General features: G+C 70.6%; 10 protein-coding genes, 1 tRNA gene and 6 pseudogenes. 3 read left to right on the top strand and 14 right to left on the bottom strand.

The window, feature by feature from the left end; translation table 11 throughout:
- Positions 1-384: 384 nt before the first annotated feature.
- The 7 genes and pseudogenes from rho to IHE55_RS20505 form a co-directional block, all read right to left on the bottom strand.
- Complete coding sequence (gene rho, locus IHE55_RS20535; protein ID WP_197990348.1) at positions 385-2,454, bottom strand: transcription termination factor Rho; 2,070 nt, start codon at positions 2,452-2,454, stop codon at positions 385-387.
- Between the two features lie 425 nt (positions 2,455-2,879).
- A complete protein-coding gene (thrB, locus tag IHE55_RS20530) occupies positions 2,880-3,794 on the bottom strand; it encodes a homoserine kinase (RefSeq protein ID WP_197990347.1) in 915 nt (304 codons plus the stop codon).
- A gap of 564 nt (positions 3,795-4,358) precedes the next feature.
- Positions 4,359-5,429, bottom strand: coding sequence for a threonine synthase (gene thrC / locus IHE55_RS20525; protein ID WP_197990346.1), 1,071 nt, complete (start codon positions 5,427-5,429; stop codon positions 4,359-4,361).
- A 98-nt stretch (positions 5,430-5,527) separates the two neighbouring features.
- Positions 5,528-6,874, bottom strand: coding sequence for a homoserine dehydrogenase (locus tag IHE55_RS20520; protein ID WP_197990345.1), 1,347 nt, complete (start codon positions 6,872-6,874; stop codon positions 5,528-5,530).
- Positions 6,875-7,014: 140 nt separating this feature from the next.
- Complete coding sequence (lysA, locus tag IHE55_RS20515) at positions 7,015-8,406, bottom strand: diaminopimelate decarboxylase (protein ID WP_197990344.1); 1,392 nt, start codon at positions 8,404-8,406, stop codon at positions 7,015-7,017.
- A gap of 22 nt (positions 8,407-8,428) precedes the next feature.
- Positions 8,429-9,692, bottom strand: a pseudogene (gene nrtL / locus IHE55_RS33220) (ArgS-related anticodon-binding protein NrtL).
- A gap of 134 nt (positions 9,693-9,826) precedes the next feature.
- On the bottom strand, positions 9,827-10,267 hold the full coding sequence (locus IHE55_RS20505; protein ID WP_307826756.1) for a response regulator: 441 nt from the start codon (positions 10,265-10,267) through the stop codon (positions 9,827-9,829).
- Between the two features lie 397 nt (positions 10,268-10,664).
- On the opposite strand from IHE55_RS20505, the gene IHE55_RS20500 reads away from it, so the two are divergent.
- Positions 10,665-10,736: transfer RNA gene (locus IHE55_RS20500), tRNA-Arg, on the top strand.
- Positions 10,737-10,946: 210 nt separating this feature from the next.
- Here the strand turns inward: IHE55_RS20500 and IHE55_RS20495 are convergent.
- The 5 genes and pseudogenes from IHE55_RS20495 to IHE55_RS20475 form a co-directional block, all read right to left on the bottom strand.
- A complete protein-coding gene (locus IHE55_RS20495; protein WP_197990342.1) occupies positions 10,947-11,291 on the bottom strand; it encodes a hypothetical protein in 345 nt (114 codons plus the stop codon).
- A gap of 33 nt (positions 11,292-11,324) precedes the next feature.
- Positions 11,325-12,707, bottom strand: a pseudogene (locus IHE55_RS20490) (tyrosine-type recombinase/integrase).
- A complete protein-coding gene (locus IHE55_RS20485) occupies positions 12,704-12,874 on the bottom strand; it encodes a helix-turn-helix transcriptional regulator (protein WP_232265644.1) in 171 nt (56 codons plus the stop codon). The pseudogene IHE55_RS20490 and the gene IHE55_RS20485 overlap by 4 nt, the downstream one beginning before the upstream one ends.
- Positions 12,875-12,903: 29 nt before the next feature.
- Positions 12,904-13,205: pseudogene (locus IHE55_RS31565) on the bottom strand (replication initiator); the annotation flags it as partial.
- 373 nt (positions 13,206-13,578) lie between these two features.
- A pseudogene (locus IHE55_RS20475) lies at positions 13,579-14,574 on the bottom strand (FtsK/SpoIIIE domain-containing protein); the annotation flags it as partial.
- Positions 14,575-14,680: 106 nt separating this feature from the next.
- Between IHE55_RS20475 and IHE55_RS20470 the strand changes: the two are divergent.
- A pseudogene (locus IHE55_RS20470) lies at positions 14,681-15,638 on the top strand (IS481 family transposase).
- Here the strand turns inward: IHE55_RS20470 and IHE55_RS32735 are convergent.
- Both IHE55_RS32735 and IHE55_RS20465 read right to left on the bottom strand, forming a co-directional pair.
- Positions 15,638-15,907 (bottom strand): annotated as a pseudogene (locus IHE55_RS32735) (FtsK/SpoIIIE domain-containing protein); the annotation flags it as partial. The pseudogenes IHE55_RS20470 and IHE55_RS32735 overlap by 1 nt on opposite strands.
- A 109-nt stretch (positions 15,908-16,016) precedes the next feature.
- Positions 16,017-16,727 carry a hypothetical protein gene (locus IHE55_RS20465; RefSeq protein WP_197990340.1) on the bottom strand — a complete coding sequence of 237 codons (711 nt, stop codon included), beginning with the start codon at positions 16,725-16,727 and terminating at the stop codon, positions 16,017-16,019.
- A 10-nt stretch (positions 16,728-16,737) separates the two neighbouring features.
- On the opposite strand from IHE55_RS20465, the gene IHE55_RS20460 reads away from it, so the two are divergent.
- On the top strand, positions 16,738-16,980 hold the full coding sequence (locus IHE55_RS20460) for a hypothetical protein (RefSeq protein WP_197990339.1): 243 nt from the start codon (positions 16,738-16,740) through the stop codon (positions 16,978-16,980).
- Positions 16,981-17,829 lie beyond the last annotated feature (849 nt).

Raw genomic sequence — 17,829 nt, 5'->3', positions numbered from 1 at the left:
GGCCCGTGCCGCTCCCCGGGCCCGTGCGCCCTCCCGCGCGCCTCGCCCGCGCCCGGTGGGCGCCCGCGCGGCCCCACGCGCCGCGTCACCCCCGCGGATCTCCGAGCGCCCCTCGCGCCGCCACCGTTCTGCCCCGGCCGCCCGGGCGCCTCTTCCGCCCCGCCGCCTCGCCGCCTCGCGCCGTGCCACTCCCGGCCGCGGTACGCCCTTGCCTCGCTCCCGCCGCCCGCGGCCGCCCGCGCACGCTCCGGCGCGGATCCCGGCCGCCCCCGGGCCCGCACGCCCGCACGCGCCGGCGCCGATCCCCGCCGTGCCGGGCGGGGAAACGGCGAGGGCCCCGCCGTCGGGTGACAGCGGGGCCCTCGCCGGTGCTCGGGTGCCTGATCAGTCGTTGCCGTTGCCCGGGGCGGGCGTGGTCTTGGCGATCTGCATCAGGAACTCGGCGTTGGACTTGGTCTGCTTCATCTTGTCCAGCAGCAGCTCGATGGCCTGCTGCGAGTCGAGCGCGTGCAGCACCCGGCGGAGCTTCCAGACGATGCTCAGCTCCTCCGGCGCGAGGAGGATCTCCTCCTTGCGGGTGCCGGACGGGTCGACGTCGACCGCCGGGAAGATGCGCTTGTCCGCGAGCTTCCGGTCGAGCTTGAGCTCCATGTTGCCGGTGCCCTTGAACTCCTCGAAGATCACCTCGTCCATCCGCGAGCCGGTCTCGACCAGCGCGGTGGCCAGAATGGTCAGCGAGCCGCCGTCCTCGATGTTGCGGGCCGCGCCGAAGAACTTCTTCGGCGGGTAGAGGGCGGTGGAGTCCACACCACCGGACAGGATGCGGCCCGAGGCCGGGGCGGCGAGGTTGTACGCACGGCCCAGACGGGTGATCGAGTCCAGCAGGACCACCACGTCGTGCCCCAGCTCCACCAGGCGCTTGGCGCGCTCGATGGCCAGTTCGGCGACGGTGGTGTGGTCCTCGGCGGGGCGGTCGAAGGTCGAGGAGATGACCTCGCCCTTGACCGACCGCTGCATGTCGGTGACCTCTTCCGGACGCTCGTCCACCAGGACGACCATCAGGTGGCACTCGGGGTTGTTGTGCGTGATCGCGTTGGCGATGGCCTGCATGATCATGGTCTTGCCGGTCTTCGGCGGGGCCACGATCAGACCGCGCTGGCCCTTGCCGATCGGCGCGACCAGGTCGATGATCCGGGTCGTCAGGCCGCCGGACTCGCTCTCCAGGCGGAGCCGGTCCTGCGGGTACAGCGGGGTCAGCTTGCCGAACTCCGGACGGCCGCGGCCGGTCTCCGGCGCCATGCCGTTGACCGAGTCCAGCCGGACCAGCGCGTTGAACTTCTCGCGCCGCTCGCCCTCGCGGGGCTGCCGGACCGCACCGGTGACGTGGTCGCCCTTGCGCAGGCCGTTCTTCCGGACCTGGGCCAGCGAGACGTACACGTCGTTCGGGCCGGGCAGGTAGCCGGAGGTCCGGATGAACGCGTAGTTGTCGAGGATGTCCAGGATGCCCGCGACGGGGATCAGCACGTCGTCCTCGGCCACCTGCGGCTCGCCGCCGAACTCCTCGCGGCCGCGGCGGCCACGGCGGTCGCGGTAGCGCCCGCGCCGGCCGCGCCGGCCGCCGCCGTCCTCGTCGAAGTCGTCGTCGGCGCGCTGCTGGCCCTGGGCCCGGCCCTCGCGCTGCTGACGGCCGCCCTGCTGGCCGCCGTCGTCGCCCTTGCCGCGGCGGTCGCCGCGCTCACGCTGGGCGCCCCGCTCGCGGCGGTCGCCCTTCTGGCCGCGCTCGCCGCGCTCGCCCTTGGCGGACTTGCCCTCGGCGGTGTCGGCCGCGGCCTCGGCCCTGGCGTCGGTACGGGTCTCGACCTTGACGTCGGTGCCGCCCTCGGCCTTCTCGGCGGCCGGGGTCTCCGGGGCGCCGGCGGGCGCGGTGGCCCGGCGGCGGCGCCGCTCGGCGACCGGCTGGTCCTCACCGGAGGCGGCGGTCTGGTCCGCGGCCTTCGGCTGGCCCGGGATGTCGATCTGCGCCTGGGTGCCGGCCCGGTCGGCCGTCTTCTCCGGCGCCTCGGCGGTGTCGGTCTTGGTGGCCTTGTCGGCGGTGTCCTCGCCGGTCCTGGCCTTGGAGGTGGCCCGGCGCCTGGGCTTGGCCGGCGCCTCGGCGGGTGCGGCCTCGGCGGGGGCGCCGCCCTGGGCCTGCCGGTCCTTGATGACCTCGATCAGCTGGCCCTTGCGCATCCGCGCGGTGCCCTTGATGCCGAGGCTGGAGGCGAGCTGCTGGAGCTCGGCCAGGACCATGGCGTCGAGGCCGGTGCCGGAGCGGCGCCGCCGCGGGGCACTGCCGGAGGCAGCGCCGCCGGCCGGCGCGGCGGGAGCGTCCGTGGCGGGCGCGGCGGCATTGCCGACAGAGCTGTCGGAGGTGCCGGCGGCGTTCACGCCCATCAGATCGGTGGTGTCGCTCACGAAGGGTCCTTCCCTGGAGCGGGCGTCGGCCTGTCTGGCTCGGCGACCGGTTGTGCTGTCCGGCTGTGGTCCTTGTCGTGCGGACCGGGCCGGGGCGGTGGTCCGCCGGGTACGGCGGAGAGATCAAATTCATGGTTCCGGCGGGACGGGAAGACTGTGCTGGGTTCCGTCACGCCGTTCCGGAGCGGGCTCGACACTGCTCAGGCAGGCTGCTCAGGCAGTCGGGGAGGCTCCCGGAAGAAGATGGTCCCGGATCGGGACACTGGAGCACTTCGCCTACGAGACCATTCCCCATCGGCATCGCGAGGCATCAAGTGCGGACTTGAGATTAACACTACCGGATCCAACAAACATTCCCCCTCTCCAAGTCCGGCGATCTCCATCCGACGCCGGCGGCGGTCCGGACCGGCACCGCCGCCGCCGTGTCAGGTCAGCGGCAGGACGCACGCCCCCCGGGCGTCGAGAGCGAGCCGGTTGGCGGCCCACCCCTCACCCGCCAGCAGTGCGACCTTCTCGGCCGCACCGTCCTCGACCAGCGCCAGGACGGTGGGTCCGGCGCCGGAGATGACCGCGGGCACCCCGTCCGCCCGCAGCCGGTTGACCAGGGCCACGCTCTCCGGCATCGCGGGTGCGCGGTACTCCTGGTGCAGGCGGTCCTCGGTGGCCGCCAGCAGCAGCTCCGGGCGCCTGGTCAGCGCCTCCGTCAGCAGGGCGGCGCGGCCGGCGTTGACCGCCGCGTCCACGTGCGGCACGGTCCGCGGCAGCAGACCGCGGGCGGTGTGGGTGAGCACGGGTTTGCCCGGTACGAAGACCACCGGAACGATGGAATCCGAGGGCTCCATCCGGATCGCGCGGGCGGCACCGGCGTCCGTCCAGGCGATGGTGAAACCGCCGAGCAGGCAGGCGGCGACGTTGTCCGGGTGGCCCTCGATCTCGGTCGCCAGCTCCAGGAGCGCCGCGTCGTCCAGCCGCTCGGCACCACCTATCGTCACCGCGCGGGCGGCGACGATCCCGGCGCAGATGGCGGCGGAGGAGGAGCCCAGGCCACGGCCGTGCGGAATGCGGTTGGCGCAGACGACCTCCAGCCCGCGGGGCTGCCCGCCGAGCAGGTCGAAGGCGGTGCGCAGGGACCGGACGAGCAGATGGCTCTCGTCCCGGGGCAGGCTGTCCGCCCCCTCGCCGGCGATGTCGATGTGCAGCCCGGAGTCGGCCACCCGGACCACGACGTCGTCGTAGAGCCCCAGGGCCAGGCCGAGGGCGTCGAAGCCGGGGCCGAGATTGGCGCTGGATGCGGGGACGCGCACCCGGACGGCGGCGGCGCGGAACGCGGGACCGGCCATCGCTCGATGACTCTCCTTGTGTGACTGCGGATGGTGTCGAAGAGGTACGGAACACCGCCGGGGGGCCGTGATGGGTACGGCGAAACCACGCAGAGCCGATCGGAGCTGCGACTCTGCGGCTGGGCGGATTCAGTACAGCCTATCGAAGGAAGGTTCTGCGGCGACATAGGGCGCACAGGAGGCGCACGATGCGTGTCGCACGCCGTCTGTGCATCATCATTACCCACGCCGACGGTTACTCGGGGTAACAGTTGCCGGGGTGCGGCCGCGCCGTCCCGGCGCACCGGGCGGCGGTACCGGGGCTCCCGGCGGGCACCGCGCGACGGGCGGCGCGTGACCGTACGGCCGACGGTCGCACTGCCGACGGCCGACGGTCGTACGTCGGGCCACCGGTCCGGCTCCCTCGGTGACCGGGCTGGGCCGGGCCCTGCGCCGGCCACCGGCAGGCGAGCCGCGGGAGGGCAGCCGGACCGCGGGCCACACCCGGACGTCCGGCGCGGCCCGGAGCCCCGGGGCCCGCGGTCCGGTCCGCGGGGAGGCGCCCCGCGGACCGGCCGGCGGGCGTCAGACCAGGCCGAGCCGCTCGGCCGCCGCCGCGGCGTCCACCGGCACCGGGACGGCCTGCGGCGCGCCGGCCACCGCCCAGTCCGGGTCCTTCAGGCCGTTGCCGGTGACGGTGCACACGATGCGCTGCCCGGGGTCGACCTTGCCCTGTTCGGCGGCCTTCAGCAGTCCCGCCACGCTCGCCGCCGAGGCCGGCTCGACGAAGACGCCCTCCTGCGCGGCGAGCAGCCGGTAGGCGGCGAGGATCTGACGGTCGGTCACCTCGTCGATCAGGCCTCCGGACTCGTCCCGGGCCTGCTCGGCGAAGGCCCACGAGGCGGGGTTGCCGATCCGGATCGCGGTGGCGATGGTGTGCGGGTCCTTGACCGGCTCGCCGCGCACGATCGGCGCCGAGCCGGACGCCTGGAACCCCCACATGCGGGGCGTGCCGGTGGCCACGCCGTCGGCGGCGTACTCCCGGTACCCCTTCCAGTACGCGGTGATGTTGCCCGCGTTGCCCACCGGCAGCACATGGATGTCGGGGGCGTCGCCGAGCATGTCGACGATTTCGAAGGAGGCCGTCTTCTGCCCCTCGATGCGCGCCGGGTTGACCGAATTGACCAGCGCCACGGGGTAGTTCTCGGACAGCTGGCGGGCCAGCGTGAGGCAGTCGTCGAAGTTGCCGTCCACCTGGAGGATGCGGGCGCCGTGCACCAGGGCCTGGCCCATCTTGCCCAGGGCGATCTTGCCCTGCGGCACGAGCACCGCGCAGACCATGCCGGCGCGCACCGCGTAGGCGGCGGCCGAGGCGGAGGTGTTGCCGGTGGAGGCGCAGATGACGGCGCGCGCGCCGGCCTCCTTCGCCTGGGTGATGGCCATGGTCATGCCCCGGTCCTTGAAGGAGCCGGTGGGGTTGGCGCCCTCGACCTTCAGGTGCACCTCGCAGCCGGTCCGCTCGGAGAGCACCTGCGCCGGCACCAGCGGCGTACCCCCTTCACGGAGGGTGACGACCGGGGTCGTCGGGCCGACCGGCAGCCGGTCGCGGTACTCCTCGATGATGCCCCGCCAGCCGCCGCGGCGGGTGTCGGTCATTCGCGGGCGGTCTGCAATTGCGTTCATGACTTCCTCTGATTCCCCGGACGCCCCGATCGCGTCCGGTTCGCCTTCCTGGGCCCTCACCGGCCGGTCGCTCATTCGCCCTCCACCCGCATGGTGCTGGCGACGCCCCGCACGGTCTCCAGGCCGCGCAGCGCCTCGACGGTGGCCGACAGCGCGGCGTCGGCGGCGCGGTGCGTGACCACCACCAGCGACGCCTCGCCGACCCGCCGGCCGGCCGCGCCCTCGGCGGCCTCGCCGTCGGCCCCGCCGCCGTGCGCCTTGCTCTGCTGCCGGACGGTGTCGATCGACACCCCGTGCTCGGCGAAGACCGTGGCGACCTGGGCGAGCACGCCCGGCTTGTCGGCCACGTCGAGGCTGATGTGGTAGCGGGTGACCACATCACCCATGGGGCTGACCGGCAGCCGGGTGTACGCCGACTCGCCCGGCCCGGTGGCCGCGGCCAGCTTGTTGCGGCAGGCGGCGACCAGATCGCCCAGGACGGCGGAGGCGGTGGGCGCGCCGCCGGCCCCCGGGCCGTAGAACATGAGCCGGCCGGCCGCCTCGGCCTCGACGAACACCGCGTTGTACGCCTCGCGGACCGAGGCCAGCGGGTGGCTCAGCGGGATCATCGCCGGGTGCACCCGGGCGGTGACGGACCGGCCGTCGGCGGCCCGCTCGCAGATCGCCAGCAGCTTGACGGTGCAGCCCATCCGCTTGGCGGAGGCGATGTCGGCGGCGGTGACCTCGGTGATGCCCTCGCGGTGCACGTCGTCCAGGCGGACCCGGGTGTGGAAGGCGATGCCGGCCAGGATCGCGGCCTTGGCGGCGGCGTCGAAGCCCTCCACGTCGGCGGTCGGGTCGGCCTCGGCGTAGCCGAGCGCGGTGGCCTCGTCCAGCGCCTCGGAGTAGCCGGCGCCGCTGGAGTCCATCCGGTCCAGGATGAAGTTGGTGGTGCCGTTGACGATGCCCAGCACCCGGTTGACCTTGTCGCCGGCGAGCGATTCGCGCAGCGGCCGGATCAGCGGGATGGCCCCGGCCACCGCCGCCTCGTAGTACAGGTCGGCGCCGTGCTTCTCGGCGGCGGCGTGCAGCGCGGCGCCGTCCTGGGCGAGCAGCGCCTTGTTGGCGGAGACCACGCCGGCACCGTGCTCGAAGGCGGTCATGATCAGGCCGCGGGCCGGCTCGATGCCCCCGATGACCTCGATCACCACGTCGATGTCGCCCCGTTTGACCAGGGCGGTGGCGTCGGTGGTGATCAGGTGCCCGGGGACCCCCTCACGGGTCCGGCCGGGGCGGCGGACGGCGATCCCGGCCAGTTCGACCGGGGCGCCGATCCGGGCCGTGAGGTCGTCCGCGTGCGTCGTCATGATGCGCGCCACCTCTGAGCCGACCACTCCACAGCCCAGCAGCGCCACTTTCAGCGGACGCGTACGCATCATCCGACCTCACTTCTCGTCCATCCGGGCAGGGCGCCCGGCGTTGCGTCCGGGTGTCGCCACCCGGCCTTCGAACCGGTGTCGAACCAGTCTCACCCACCGGAAAGGGCGCCCAGCGCCCCGTCCAGTATGCGAGATCCGGTTCAGCCGACGTCGAGACGGAGGAGGTCCTCCTCCGTCTCCCGCCGGACGATCACTCGTGCCTGACCGTCCCGCACCGCGACCACCGGCGGGCGCAGCGCGTGGTTGTAGTTGCTCGCCATCGAGCGGCAGTAGGCGCCGGTGGCCGGCACCGCGATCAGGTCGCCGGGGGCCAGGTCGGCCGGGAGGAAGGCGTCCCGCACCACGATGTCGCCGGATTCGCAGTGCTTGCCGACCACCCGGCTGAGCATCGGCTCGGCGTCGGAGGTGCGGGAGACCAGCGCCACCGAGTACTCCGCGTCGTACAGCGCCGTGCGGATGTTGTCCGACATCCCGCCGTCCACGCTGACGTAGGTGCGCAGGCCGGGCAGCTCCTTGACGGTGCCGACCCGGTAGACGGTGAAGGTGGTCGGTCCGGCGATCGCCCGGCCGGGCTCCACCGACAGCCGGGGCACGGCCAGGCCCGCCGAGGCGCACTCGCGGGTGACGATGTCGCGCAGCGCCCGGGCGATCTCGGACGGCTCGCGCGGGTCGTCGGCCGAGGTGTACGCGATGCCCAGGCCGCCGCCGAGGTCCACCTCGGGCAGTTCCACGCCGTGCTCGTCGCGGATCTCCTTCAGCAGGCCGACGACCCGGTGCGCGGCCACCTCGAACCCGGAGGTGTCGAAGATCTGCGAGCCGATGTGCGAGTGGATGCCGATGAGCTCCAGCCCGTCCAGCTTCAGCGCCCGGCGCACCGCCTCGGAGGCCTGCCCGCCGGCCAGCGCGATGCCGAACTTCTGGTCCTCGTGCGCGGTGGCGATGAACTCGTGGGTGTGCGCCTCCACGCCCACCGTGACGCGGATCTGCACCCGCTGCCGCCGGCCGAGCCGCTCGGCGATGTGCGCCACCCGCACGATCTCGGCGAAGGAGTCGAGGACGATGCGGCCGACGCCGGCCTCCACCGCGCGGCGGATCTCCTCGTCGGACTTGTTGTTGCCGTGCAGCGCGATGCGCTCGGGGGGCATCCCGGCGTCCAGCGCGGTGGCCAGCTCGCCGCCCGAGCACACGTCGAGGTTGAGCCCCTCCTCGTGCAGCCAGCGGACCACCGCCCGGGAGAGGAAGGCCTTGCCGGCGTAGAAGACGTCGGCGTCGTCCCCGAAGGCCTCGCGCCAGGCCCGGCAGCGGCCCCGGAAGTCGTCCTCGTCGAGGATGTACGCGGGGGTGCCGAACTCCTCGGCCAGCCGGCGTACGTCGAGGCCGGCGACGTACAGCGCCCCGTCGGCGCCGCGGCTCACGGTACGTGCCCAGACCCGGGGGTCGAGGGCGTTGAGGTCGGCGGGCGGCGCGGCGTAGTGGCCCTCGGGGAGCACATCGGCGTGACGGGGACCTGCGGGGTGTGCGGAACGGCTCATGTGAGGTGTCTCTCTGCTGCTCTCAAAGAATGTCGGGTGCGTCGATGCCGAGCAGGGCCAGGCCGCCGGCGAGCACCGTCCCGGCGGCATCGGCGAGCGCCAGCCGGGAACGATGGGCGGCCGAGGGTTTCTCCTCCCCGCTCGGCAGCACCGGACAGTTGTCGAGCCAGCGGAAGAAGGCGTCCGCGGTGGTCTCCAGGTGGCGCGCGAGCCGGTCCGGGGCGCGGTGCCGGGCGGCGGCGGTCACCACCCGCGGGTGGTCGGCGAGCACGGCGAGCAGCGCGCCGGCGGTGTCCGGGGGTCCGTAGGGGCCGGCGTCCGCGGCGCCGGGACCGCCGGTCTCCGGGGCACGGCCGGGGGCGTCGGGCCCGGTCCCCGGGGCGTCGAGGTGACCGGCGCGGGCGTCCGGCGGGGCCGGGACCACGGCGTGGCCGGTGGGGGCCGGGGTTGCGGTGCGGCCCGGGCCCGGCCGTACGGCACCCGCATGAGCGGCGGGAGCCTCCGGTACGCCGGATGCCCCCGCCGCTCATGCGGGTGCCCGGTGAGACCGGGGCGGGGGCGTCCTCGTCCGGACCGAACCCGAGGTCCCGGGCGTTGCGCAGCAGCGCGCGGCTGCGGGCGTGGGCGTACCGCACCCGGAACAGCGGGTTGGCCTCGCGCTGCGCCAGCAGCAGGGCGGGGTCGAGGACCGGTGTGTCGTGGGCGGCGGGGCGCAGCAGCGCCCAGCGGGCGGCGTCCGGGCCCAGCCGGTCGAAGAGGTCGCCCGCCCGGTCCGGCACCGGCGTGACCCGCAGCCGCTCCCCGGCGGTACCCGCGGGGGCTACGGCGGCCGTGGCGCCCTGCGAGCGCAGCAGCCGCACCGCGGCCTCGGTCACCACCGCCGCGCGCGGCTCGGTGGGGGCGGCGAAGGTCACCGTGGTGCCCGCCAGCGCCCGACCGTGCCCGTACGTGGTGCCGAGACGGCGGACGGTACGGACCAGGCCGGCGTGCGAACCGGCGTCCAGCGTGATGTTGAGGAACCCGGGCCCGGCGATCTCGACCCCGGCGATCCCCGGTTCGTTCTCCAGCCGGCGGCGCAGCACCTCGGCGACCGCCCGGGGGCCGCCGGGACGCCCCCGAAGCTCCTTCGCCAGCCGCAGCGCGACGTTGGTCGCCCAGTCCCCGCAGCCCGGCCGCGGCGGCGTCTCCACGAGCACCCGCTCGGGCACCGTGACGTGCAGCTCACCGGCGTCCACGGCACGGCGCACCGAGTGCAGCACGATGCGGGACAGCTGGTCGGGGGTCACGGCTCCAGCGTAGGGGAGGACACCCGCCGCACCGCGCACCGTTCCGCCCCTCGGACTGCATGCGTCCGCCCCCGGCCCTGCCGCACCGCGTCCCGCTCGCCGGCCGTCCCGCGAGGGGACGCACCGCTCCACGGTCAGCCGGTCGGCCCGACCACGGGCGCGGCGCCCCCCGCCGCCGCGGCACCCGGCATTCCTCCGGCGCCGTTGCGTATGAGCTCCCGGACCAGCCGCACCAGCCGGTCCGGATCGAACGGTTTGGCGAGGAACGCGTCCACCCCGACCGCGCTCCCGCCGTCCAGCTCCAGGTGCGTGCAGGCGCTGACGATGGCCACCGGCACATGTCTGGTCCGCTCGTCCGCGCGGAGCAGCGCGGCGGTGCGCAGTCCGCCGAGCCGGGGCATCACAGCGTCGAGGGTGATCACATCGGGCCGGACCTGGTTCACGATCTCCAGGCATTCGGCACCATCGGCCGCGGTCACGACCTCGAAACCCTCAAGCTCAAGGTTGACCCTGATCAGCTGCCGGATGACCTTGTTGTCATCGACCACAAGGACCCGGCCGGTCACGCCAGGCACATCTCGAAGGGTAGGCGCGCGGCCACCGCGCCGTCCGGGTTTTGCCCACTTCCGCCCCGTGCGAGGGACCTTTCCCCGACCGGCCGCCGCCGCGGTGACCGATGCGCTAGGGAGAGCGCCGCCGGGGTGCGGTGGGCCGGTCGGGTGTGGGGCCGATGGCGCATGCGGTGTGCCCGGCAGGACGGGTCGCCCCGCGGGTGCGCCGGCTCGGGGCCGGCGCGCGGCGGTGTCCGGTGGGAAGGCCGGACGCCGCCCGGTCCCGATGGTCGAGCCCCCGCGACGACGGTCCCGCCCGGCCCGTCCCGGGCCCCGGAGCGCCCTCCCGGGGAACCCGTTCCTGATCACCCTCCCGGAGCTGGTAATGTTCTACCCGTCGCCGCGAGACAGCGGCGACAAAGCCCCCGTAGCTCAGGGGATAGAGCAACGGCCTCCGGAGCCGTGTGCGCAGGTTCGAATCCTGCCGGGGGCACTTCGCAAGAAGTGCCAGAAGACCCCGCCACCAGCGCAAACGCTGAGGACGGGGTCTTCGCGTATGTGCAGGCGTGTGCGGGTCGGATCGGCCGTATGTCGGGGTCTGTGGACTATTCGTGGACAGAATCTTGGGGCGTTTCCCAGGTCATCCCCGGTAAATGAGAAGGCCGCTGGACGCGTCCAGCGGCCTTGAACACGGTTCATCGAGTCAAGCTCGGATCTCGCGGACCAGGGTGCCGTCTCCGTCGTAGAGCTCTAGGGAGTACGTCAGTCCGAAACGGTGGAGGAGACCGGCGAGCTCATCGAGCCGCTGCGGATCGACAACGCCGTTCAACAGGATGTCCGGCCCATCGATAAGGTCGAGCTCCACCTCGCACCAACGGGTTCCTACCTCGTAGCCGCGCCAGGAGGACGACTTTGACTTCCAGCCGGCCCGGATGAAGCGCTCGGCAACGGGCGAGGCGTCTCGGCAACCGTGCAAGATGCCGTTCAGGTTGTTGCCTATCTCGGCCCACTCAGGATCGAGCGCTTCGCCTTCCTCGGACGTGTCCACCCTTGGAGTATCAGGGGTTCCTTGGCTGCGTGATCACTCGTACTCCCGCAGCAACTCCTCGATCTTGCGATTGACGATCTCCTGCCGTCCGTCGATGCACTTGGCGTAGCGGCTCAGCAGGATCTCCACGCTGTTGCCCGCACGCTCGGCGACCTCTGTCGGGTCCACCCCGGAGTTGAGCCAGGTCGACAGTGCCGAGTGCCGAAGGTCATACGGGCTCAAGCGGGGAGGCGACCGCAGTCGGCGGGAGCGCCAGCGCACGGGCCTCCTGCCAGACGCGGTAGTACGTCGAGGAGCCCACCACTCCCCCGCGCTCGTTGGTGAACAGCCGCCCGTCCTCGGCGGTGCCGAAGGTGTCGAGGTGCTGCCGGAGGATGGTGACGAGCTGGGGCTGGATCGGTACGAGCCGGACCTCTTCCGCCGGCCGGTTCTTGAGGCCCCGGTCGTCGCGGGTCTCGCCGGAGTCCGTCCACTGCCTTCCGACGCTGGGTTCAGCAGCGCCGTTCTCCAGCCGGCCTCGGGCCGGCCTCGGGCCGGCCTCGGGCAGTTTCAGGTCCGCTTCGGTAAGGCCGACGGCCTCAGCCGGGCGTAAGGCGCCGTAGTACATGCAGGCGAACAGGCCGACGAGTCGGCGGCCACGCGCCCGGCCGTACCCACCGACCTACGAGACTGCAGTCAGCAGGGAACGAGCCTGCGCGGGATTGGCGACCACGCGGGGATCGACTTCCCCGGCAACCTTCGGCTTCTTTCCAGCGGATGCCCGTGATCGGGTTCTCTTTGAACTCCTCGAGGTCCACTGCGTAGTGCAGCGCGTTGACGAGTGTCCGACGGTTGCGCCGGACGGTCTCTGCGGCTGCCGCCGTCCCGTCGAGCTTCAGTTTGAGCGAGTCCAGGACGGCCCTGCCGATCGCAGCGTCATCGAGCTCCATAAGCGGACGCGACGCCTTGGACACCCAGTGCAAGATGTTCGCGATCTCAGTCGGCAATTCGCGCTCGTCCGGTCCGGGAAGGACGATGGCCCAGGTGCGAAGCGCCCTCCTGACCAGTTCCTCGGACGGCTGCCCCGGACGCTCCTCTAGCAGGGCCATCGTCACAGCGGTCAGAGCCTCATTGATCCCGTTGCGCGTGTTCGGCGCCGCGTGCGGCCACTTCATGGCGAGGTACTTCAGAGCGAAGGCCTACCAGGTCATTGAGGCTGCCTGCTCAACCATCGAGTCAGGCAGCCCCGTCTCTGTGTCGAACTCTTCGCCAGCATGGGCGGTGCGAAGCAGCTTGGGACGGTAGTGGTCAGCAAGCCCCTTGGTGCGGAACTGTTCAGAGAACACGTTCCCCGCGACGGTCCATCGCACGTCATAGGACGACTTCTTGGTGTTCCTCTTGCGACCCCCCCCCCACCTTCACGTCGAGGGATTTCAAGCCGCCGCCTCCAACTGCCGCAGCCAGGCGCTGAAGTCGCTCCGCCACACCCGAAGCTCCCCGTTGGGCAGCTTGAACGCAGAGGGTCCCTGCCCCAGCTCGCGCCACCGGTAGAACGTCCGGCGAGACACACCGCCCAGTTCATCCAGGACTTGGCCAACAGTCATCAGCTCGTCGCGACGGGGGTCCATGCCGGTTATCCTTCCGTTCCGGGGGCGGCTTCCAGGGAGGCGGCAAGCCAGGTCTCGCCATGACTGAGACCGGTGCCGGCGAACACCAGTGGGCGAGGACGAGCGTGGTCTCGTCGTCCTGCGGTGCTGTTGGGGGCGCGGCTTGGGTACGGCGCCAGTCGGCTCGGGCGTCACGGAGTGCGCTGAGGGTGGTCGAGTAGCTGCGTGACTCGGTGGAGAAGTGGCCACGGAACCCGAGCATGTGCGCCCAGGCCCGGAGGCGGAGGTCTGCCAGCTCGGGGCGCGCCCCGAGGGTCCAGGCGATGCGCCTGAACGAGCACCGCGTCGACGCGGGCCAAGGAGGCGCGCACGGTTGGGCTCCCTCCAGTACGGTCAGTCAGTGGACTTGAGCTCATTGGCCCGTGCTCGGGCGGCGGCGGCGACGTCAGCCGCCTCGGTGTCACCGGGCCGGTCGGCGGCGATACGTTCAAGCAGATCCGCCTTACGGCTCGTCAGTTCGCTGTAGCTGCCAGCCCGAACTCGCGGTGGTCGGCAAGATCGGCGATCAGCGCCGAGACTTCGGAGATGGACAGGCGGGACAAGGCTGCTCCCTCGGGTTTTAGGCATGGCAGGGTAGGGAGCTGGCACGAGACGGACGTGCAGGCCGTACGAGGGTGTGTCGAGTGGCCTATTCGGCGATCGGGGACTGGCTTGACCAGCGGTACCGGGGAGCCAGTCGGCTGGAGCGGCACCGCAGGCCGGCAGGATGCGAGTGCGGACAGGTCCGGCACGAGGTGCACCGTTTCCCGGCAGACCGCAGCAGCATCAGCGAGCGACAGGAACGGCGTACGGATGCGGGACCAGCCGCCGGAGGTGTCTCCGGCCACCGCCAGGCCGGGCCGTTCCGGGGCGATGTCGCGTGCGGCGAAGACTGCCTCGGGTGCGATGTCGCCCAGCGCCATCTTGGCGGAGGCTTCGTCGTTCACGCGGTGTCACACCCGACCGGTCAGCTGAGCTCGGAACATGGACGCGCCCTTGCCCAACTCGGCCCCGAAGCGCTGCCCGCACACTTCCAGGTAGATGCTGGCGGCACGGCCGAGCTGGGCTAGCCGGATGAGTTGGGTCACCGTCTCGGCGCGGCGTTCCTCGTCCTTCTTCGTGGCGACGAGGAAAAATTCAGCAATCTCGTCAACCAACGGCACGACAGGAACGGGCCGTTCGTGTTCGGGCAGGCCTCAGATGTCGCAGGCTCCTCGTCCCGGGTGCCACGCGATACCCTGCAGGGCCTTAATCAGGTCGTACCGGTCTTCCATCTCCCTCACGAGGACCGGCAGCAGCTCGGCTGCCTGCTGAGGATCGGTCGCCAGCGCCGACAGGCGCCGGGCGAAGGGCGCCAGCTCCACACCCCGCTTGCAGTCGATTCCGACCAGCGTGACCGGCTGCTGTGCCATCCCGGTGACCAGGTGCCGTAGGTACATGGACTTCCCCGACAGTGTTGCGCTGAGGGTGAGTTGATGCGGGATCGTCCGGTAGTCGCGTACGAAGGCCGTCGCGTCCTCCCTCAGCGCCACTGGCACCTCGAGGAATCCACCGCCCGCCTTCCTGGGCATCCGAACGTTGTGCAGCATGTCGAAGCCGACGAGCCGCAGTTCCACCACACCGGGCTTCACGTCCCTCACATACACGGCGTGAACGCCCTAGGTGTATTGATCACGAGCGTTGTTAACGCTGGCTGGTCTTGATCACGGCGAAGACCTCCGGTGTGGTGGAGGTGTCTAGGCTTCACCGCACACGGAGGTCTTCGTGTCCCACCGTAATGCCCGGCTGACCGTTCACGGCAGGCGGATCCTGGTCGAGCGTGTCCTGGCCGGTCGTCCGGTCGCGCATGTGGCCGCGGAGACGGGCATATCCCGTCCCACGGCCCACAAGTGGGTCCGCCGCTGGCGGGCCGAAGGCGACGCGGGCCTGGCCGACCGCTCCAGCAGGCCGCGCACGATCCCTCACCGGACAGCGGCCGACGTCGAAGAAAGGGGCCTGTGACCTGCGGCGGACCCGCAAGCTCGGGCCCGCTCGGATCGGCCCGATCCTGGGGCTGCCCTCATCCACCGTCCACCGGATCCTCACCCGCCACCGACTGAACCGGCTGGCTTGGATCGACCGTCCGACCGGTCAGGTCATCCGCCGCTACGAACGCGAACGACCCGGCGAACTCGTCCACATCGATGTGAAGAAGCTCGGCCGGATTCCCAACGGTGGCGGCCACAAGACCCTGGGCCGCCAGGCCGGCCGGGCCACCCGCTCCGCCATGGGCTTCGACTACGTCCACTCCGCGATCGACGACCACAGCCGGCTGGCCTACAGCGAGATCCACCCCGATGAGAAGGTCGCGACCTGCGCGGGCTTCCTCACCCGCGCAGCCGCGTTCTTCCACAGCCACGGCATCCCCCGAATCGAACGGGTGCTCACGGACAACGCATGGGCCTACCGCAGGGGCCTGGCCTGGAAGGCCGTCCTGGCAGAACTCGGCGCGACGGGCAAGCTCACCCGCGCCTACCGCCCCCAGACGAACGGCAAAGTCGAACGCTTCAACCGCACCCTGCTCGACGAATGGGCCTACCTACGGCCCTACACCTCGAACAACGAGCGGACAGCAGCCCTGACAGACTTCCTCCACACCTACAACCACCACCGCTGCCACACCGCACTCGACGGGCACCCGCCCATCAGCCGTGTTAACAACGCTGCGGGTCAATACACCTAGGCGTGTCGCAGCCGCTCCGCCGAGGCGGCGACATCTGCCGGCTCCTGCCCCGGAGCCAGCCGAAGCCGAAGCCGCAGACCCGTCGAGGTGGGCCGGATGATCCCCCGGCGAGGAGGCATCGGCCGGACCTCACGCCGACTCGTCGCCTTGACCGCCAGAGCCCGCAACCGGCAAGGCTGGACGGTCAGGCCGCTCGCCTCCATGACGGAGCCGCATGAGCCCAGAAGCCGAGCCGTCGATATCGGCAGGCCGAACGTGGACCAGTGACTGCCCGACTCGCCATGAGCTTACGGCGCCATGATCACTCGCCCCAAAGCAGCTCCAGCCCAAAGCCGATCCGCCTCCCTGCCTGCAATCAAATTGCATCAACTGGGCATTTCAGTAGTGAGTGACTGTCCATGTTTTGCGAGATCTAAAAACACCGTCATCTTGGTTCAACGGATAAAGGAAATCGCCAAAATAAGGGACGTCTCTATCGCTGACGCCGTCATATCCAAGCTCGATGAGGATGCGCGCGAGCCATCGTGCAATCTGCATGGTGTACATTCGACACCATGGGACTACGGCGTCATTCTCAAGATTGACCACAGTCGCCATCTCTACGGTGTCAATCCTTTCTCCATTCACGAGCGAGTCGCGCACCAAGGCGGACCCGTCAAATGCTGAATCGAGGAGTCGAGCGCGCTCCCGATCTCGAGCTCTCTTCGCGGCCTTGCAGTGGCGACGCGAGACTTCAGATGCGACTAGATCCCACCACTGGGCTGCCGCATCGCCGCCCGGCACCTGAACGCCACCCAAGTAGTCCAAATGGAAGTACCTTCCGGTAGCCGCAAATCCGCCCAGAATCTCCACGATTTTTTCGTGAATTGAGTCAGCGGGGCGCTTAAATCTAACATCCCCTGGATATCGTCTTTGATGAACCTGCTCCACCGCATCGAACAGGCTAATCAGATCATGACTGAGTGATTTCATCTCTTTTCGGGATACGAAATCACCGCTCGTTAGCTGGCGGTCGACGTGAAGAATTATCTTTCCCGCACGCTCAAAGCCGATGCTCAGCGGGAAGAACGCCTCGGCGTAGGTAGCCATTCTTTGTGGCATGGTCTTTCCGAGCGTCGTTGCTCCCATCCCGATCTGTGAGGATGCGATAGCCGTCTCGGCCGCCAAGGCGTTCCAAAATTTCGACATCACGGCGAGTGCCTCTCGTGGGCTGTTCGAGAAGGGGATTATTACAGCCCGCATCGCAGTATCGGAAATCTTTTTAACGTGCAGCGTTTGGTATGGTATGACGACCTATCCGGGGGCGGTGGTGCGGCAGAGCGGAGCGGCTCTCGCGGCATGAGCTGATACGCCCTGGGCCGCCTCTGGGCCGTGCGAAGCCGATCAACGCTGACTGACGGCACCCACGGGTGACCACCCCCACCCGCCCTGGCCTGGGCCGCCGAAGTTGATCTGCCAAACTGGATAGGTTATGCCTGCACCCGGAGAACTGAGCTGACGTGCGCTGATGCACACATCGGGTGAGTGTCTAAGTGCGTGACAACGCCGACGAATAACGGCGCGAGCACGGACGTCTGCGACCATCAGCGCAGATGAATGGTGGTTGCCCCGTGTGTTGCTGCTGTCCGGGGTAGTTGATGTCAGCGGAGTTTCGGGACCGGGCAGCCCACCAAAGGTTTGGCCGGCCGGTCGGTCCAGCACCACCAGACATACCGATCGGTACATCTCCATAGCGTCCGGCATGTCCGCTGGCCATCGTCTTCCCGCTGAGAGAGAAGGAAGCTGCCGGACTTCATTGACTGGCAGCACCCGGGGCAGGCCGAGGCGTCGGTCATGAAGCGCACCCTAACGGAGCGACTGCTTCGTCCCGAAGCAACTTTGGCAGCACATTGGTGGTCAGGTCATGAAGCAGTTCCGGCTACGCGAGTTGGGGCCCGGCCGAAGCTGACGGCTTCGAAGGACACCTCCAGGGCGTCGGAGAACTCCAGCTCTCTGTGATACCGAGAGGTCCACCGCTGCCAGCGGGACGGGTGCCTCGGTCCATCGCCAACTCGAAACGCCTGACAGCCCGAGACGACCAGCCTTTCAGCTACCCACTCCACTTGTTCGCGATGGTACTTCCGTGCCGTACCGGTTGGTTCGGAGATGCCATAAGCCAGCAGCACTCCATCACAGACAGAGAAAGCTGGTT

Source organism: Streptomyces pactum, assembly GCF_016031615.1.
Lineage (GTDB): Bacteria > Actinomycetota > Actinomycetes > Streptomycetales > Streptomycetaceae > Streptomyces > Streptomyces pactus.
The sequence above is the reverse complement of the archived record's forward strand: the minus strand, read 5'-3'. Positions and strand labels throughout refer to the sequence as shown.

Excerpts from the sequence above, each read along its gene's own strand:
- IHE55_RS20485 (WP_232265644.1), bottom strand. The coding sequence starts at position 12,874 with ATGACTGTTGGCCAAGTCCTGGATGAACTGGGCGGTGTGTCTCGCCGG.
- lysA (WP_197990344.1), bottom strand. The coding sequence starts at position 8,406 with ATGAGCCGTTCCGCACACCCCGCAGGTCCCCGTCACGCCGATGTGCTC.
- thrB (WP_197990347.1), bottom strand. The coding sequence starts at position 3,794 with ATGGCCGGTCCCGCGTTCCGCGCCGCCGCCGTCCGGGTGCGCGTCCCC.
- IHE55_RS20460 (WP_197990339.1), top strand. The coding sequence starts at position 16,738 with ATGGTCTTTCCGAGCGTCGTTGCTCCCATCCCGATCTGTGAGGATGCG.
- IHE55_RS20520 (WP_197990345.1), bottom strand. The coding sequence starts at position 6,874 with ATGATGCGTACGCGTCCGCTGAAAGTGGCGCTGCTGGGCTGTGGAGTG.
- thrC (WP_197990346.1), bottom strand. The coding sequence starts at position 5,429 with ATGACCGACACCCGCCGCGGCGGCTGGCGGGGCATCATCGAGGAGTAC.
- IHE55_RS20465 (WP_197990340.1), bottom strand. The coding sequence starts at position 16,727 with ATGGCTACCTACGCCGAGGCGTTCTTCCCGCTGAGCATCGGCTTTGAG.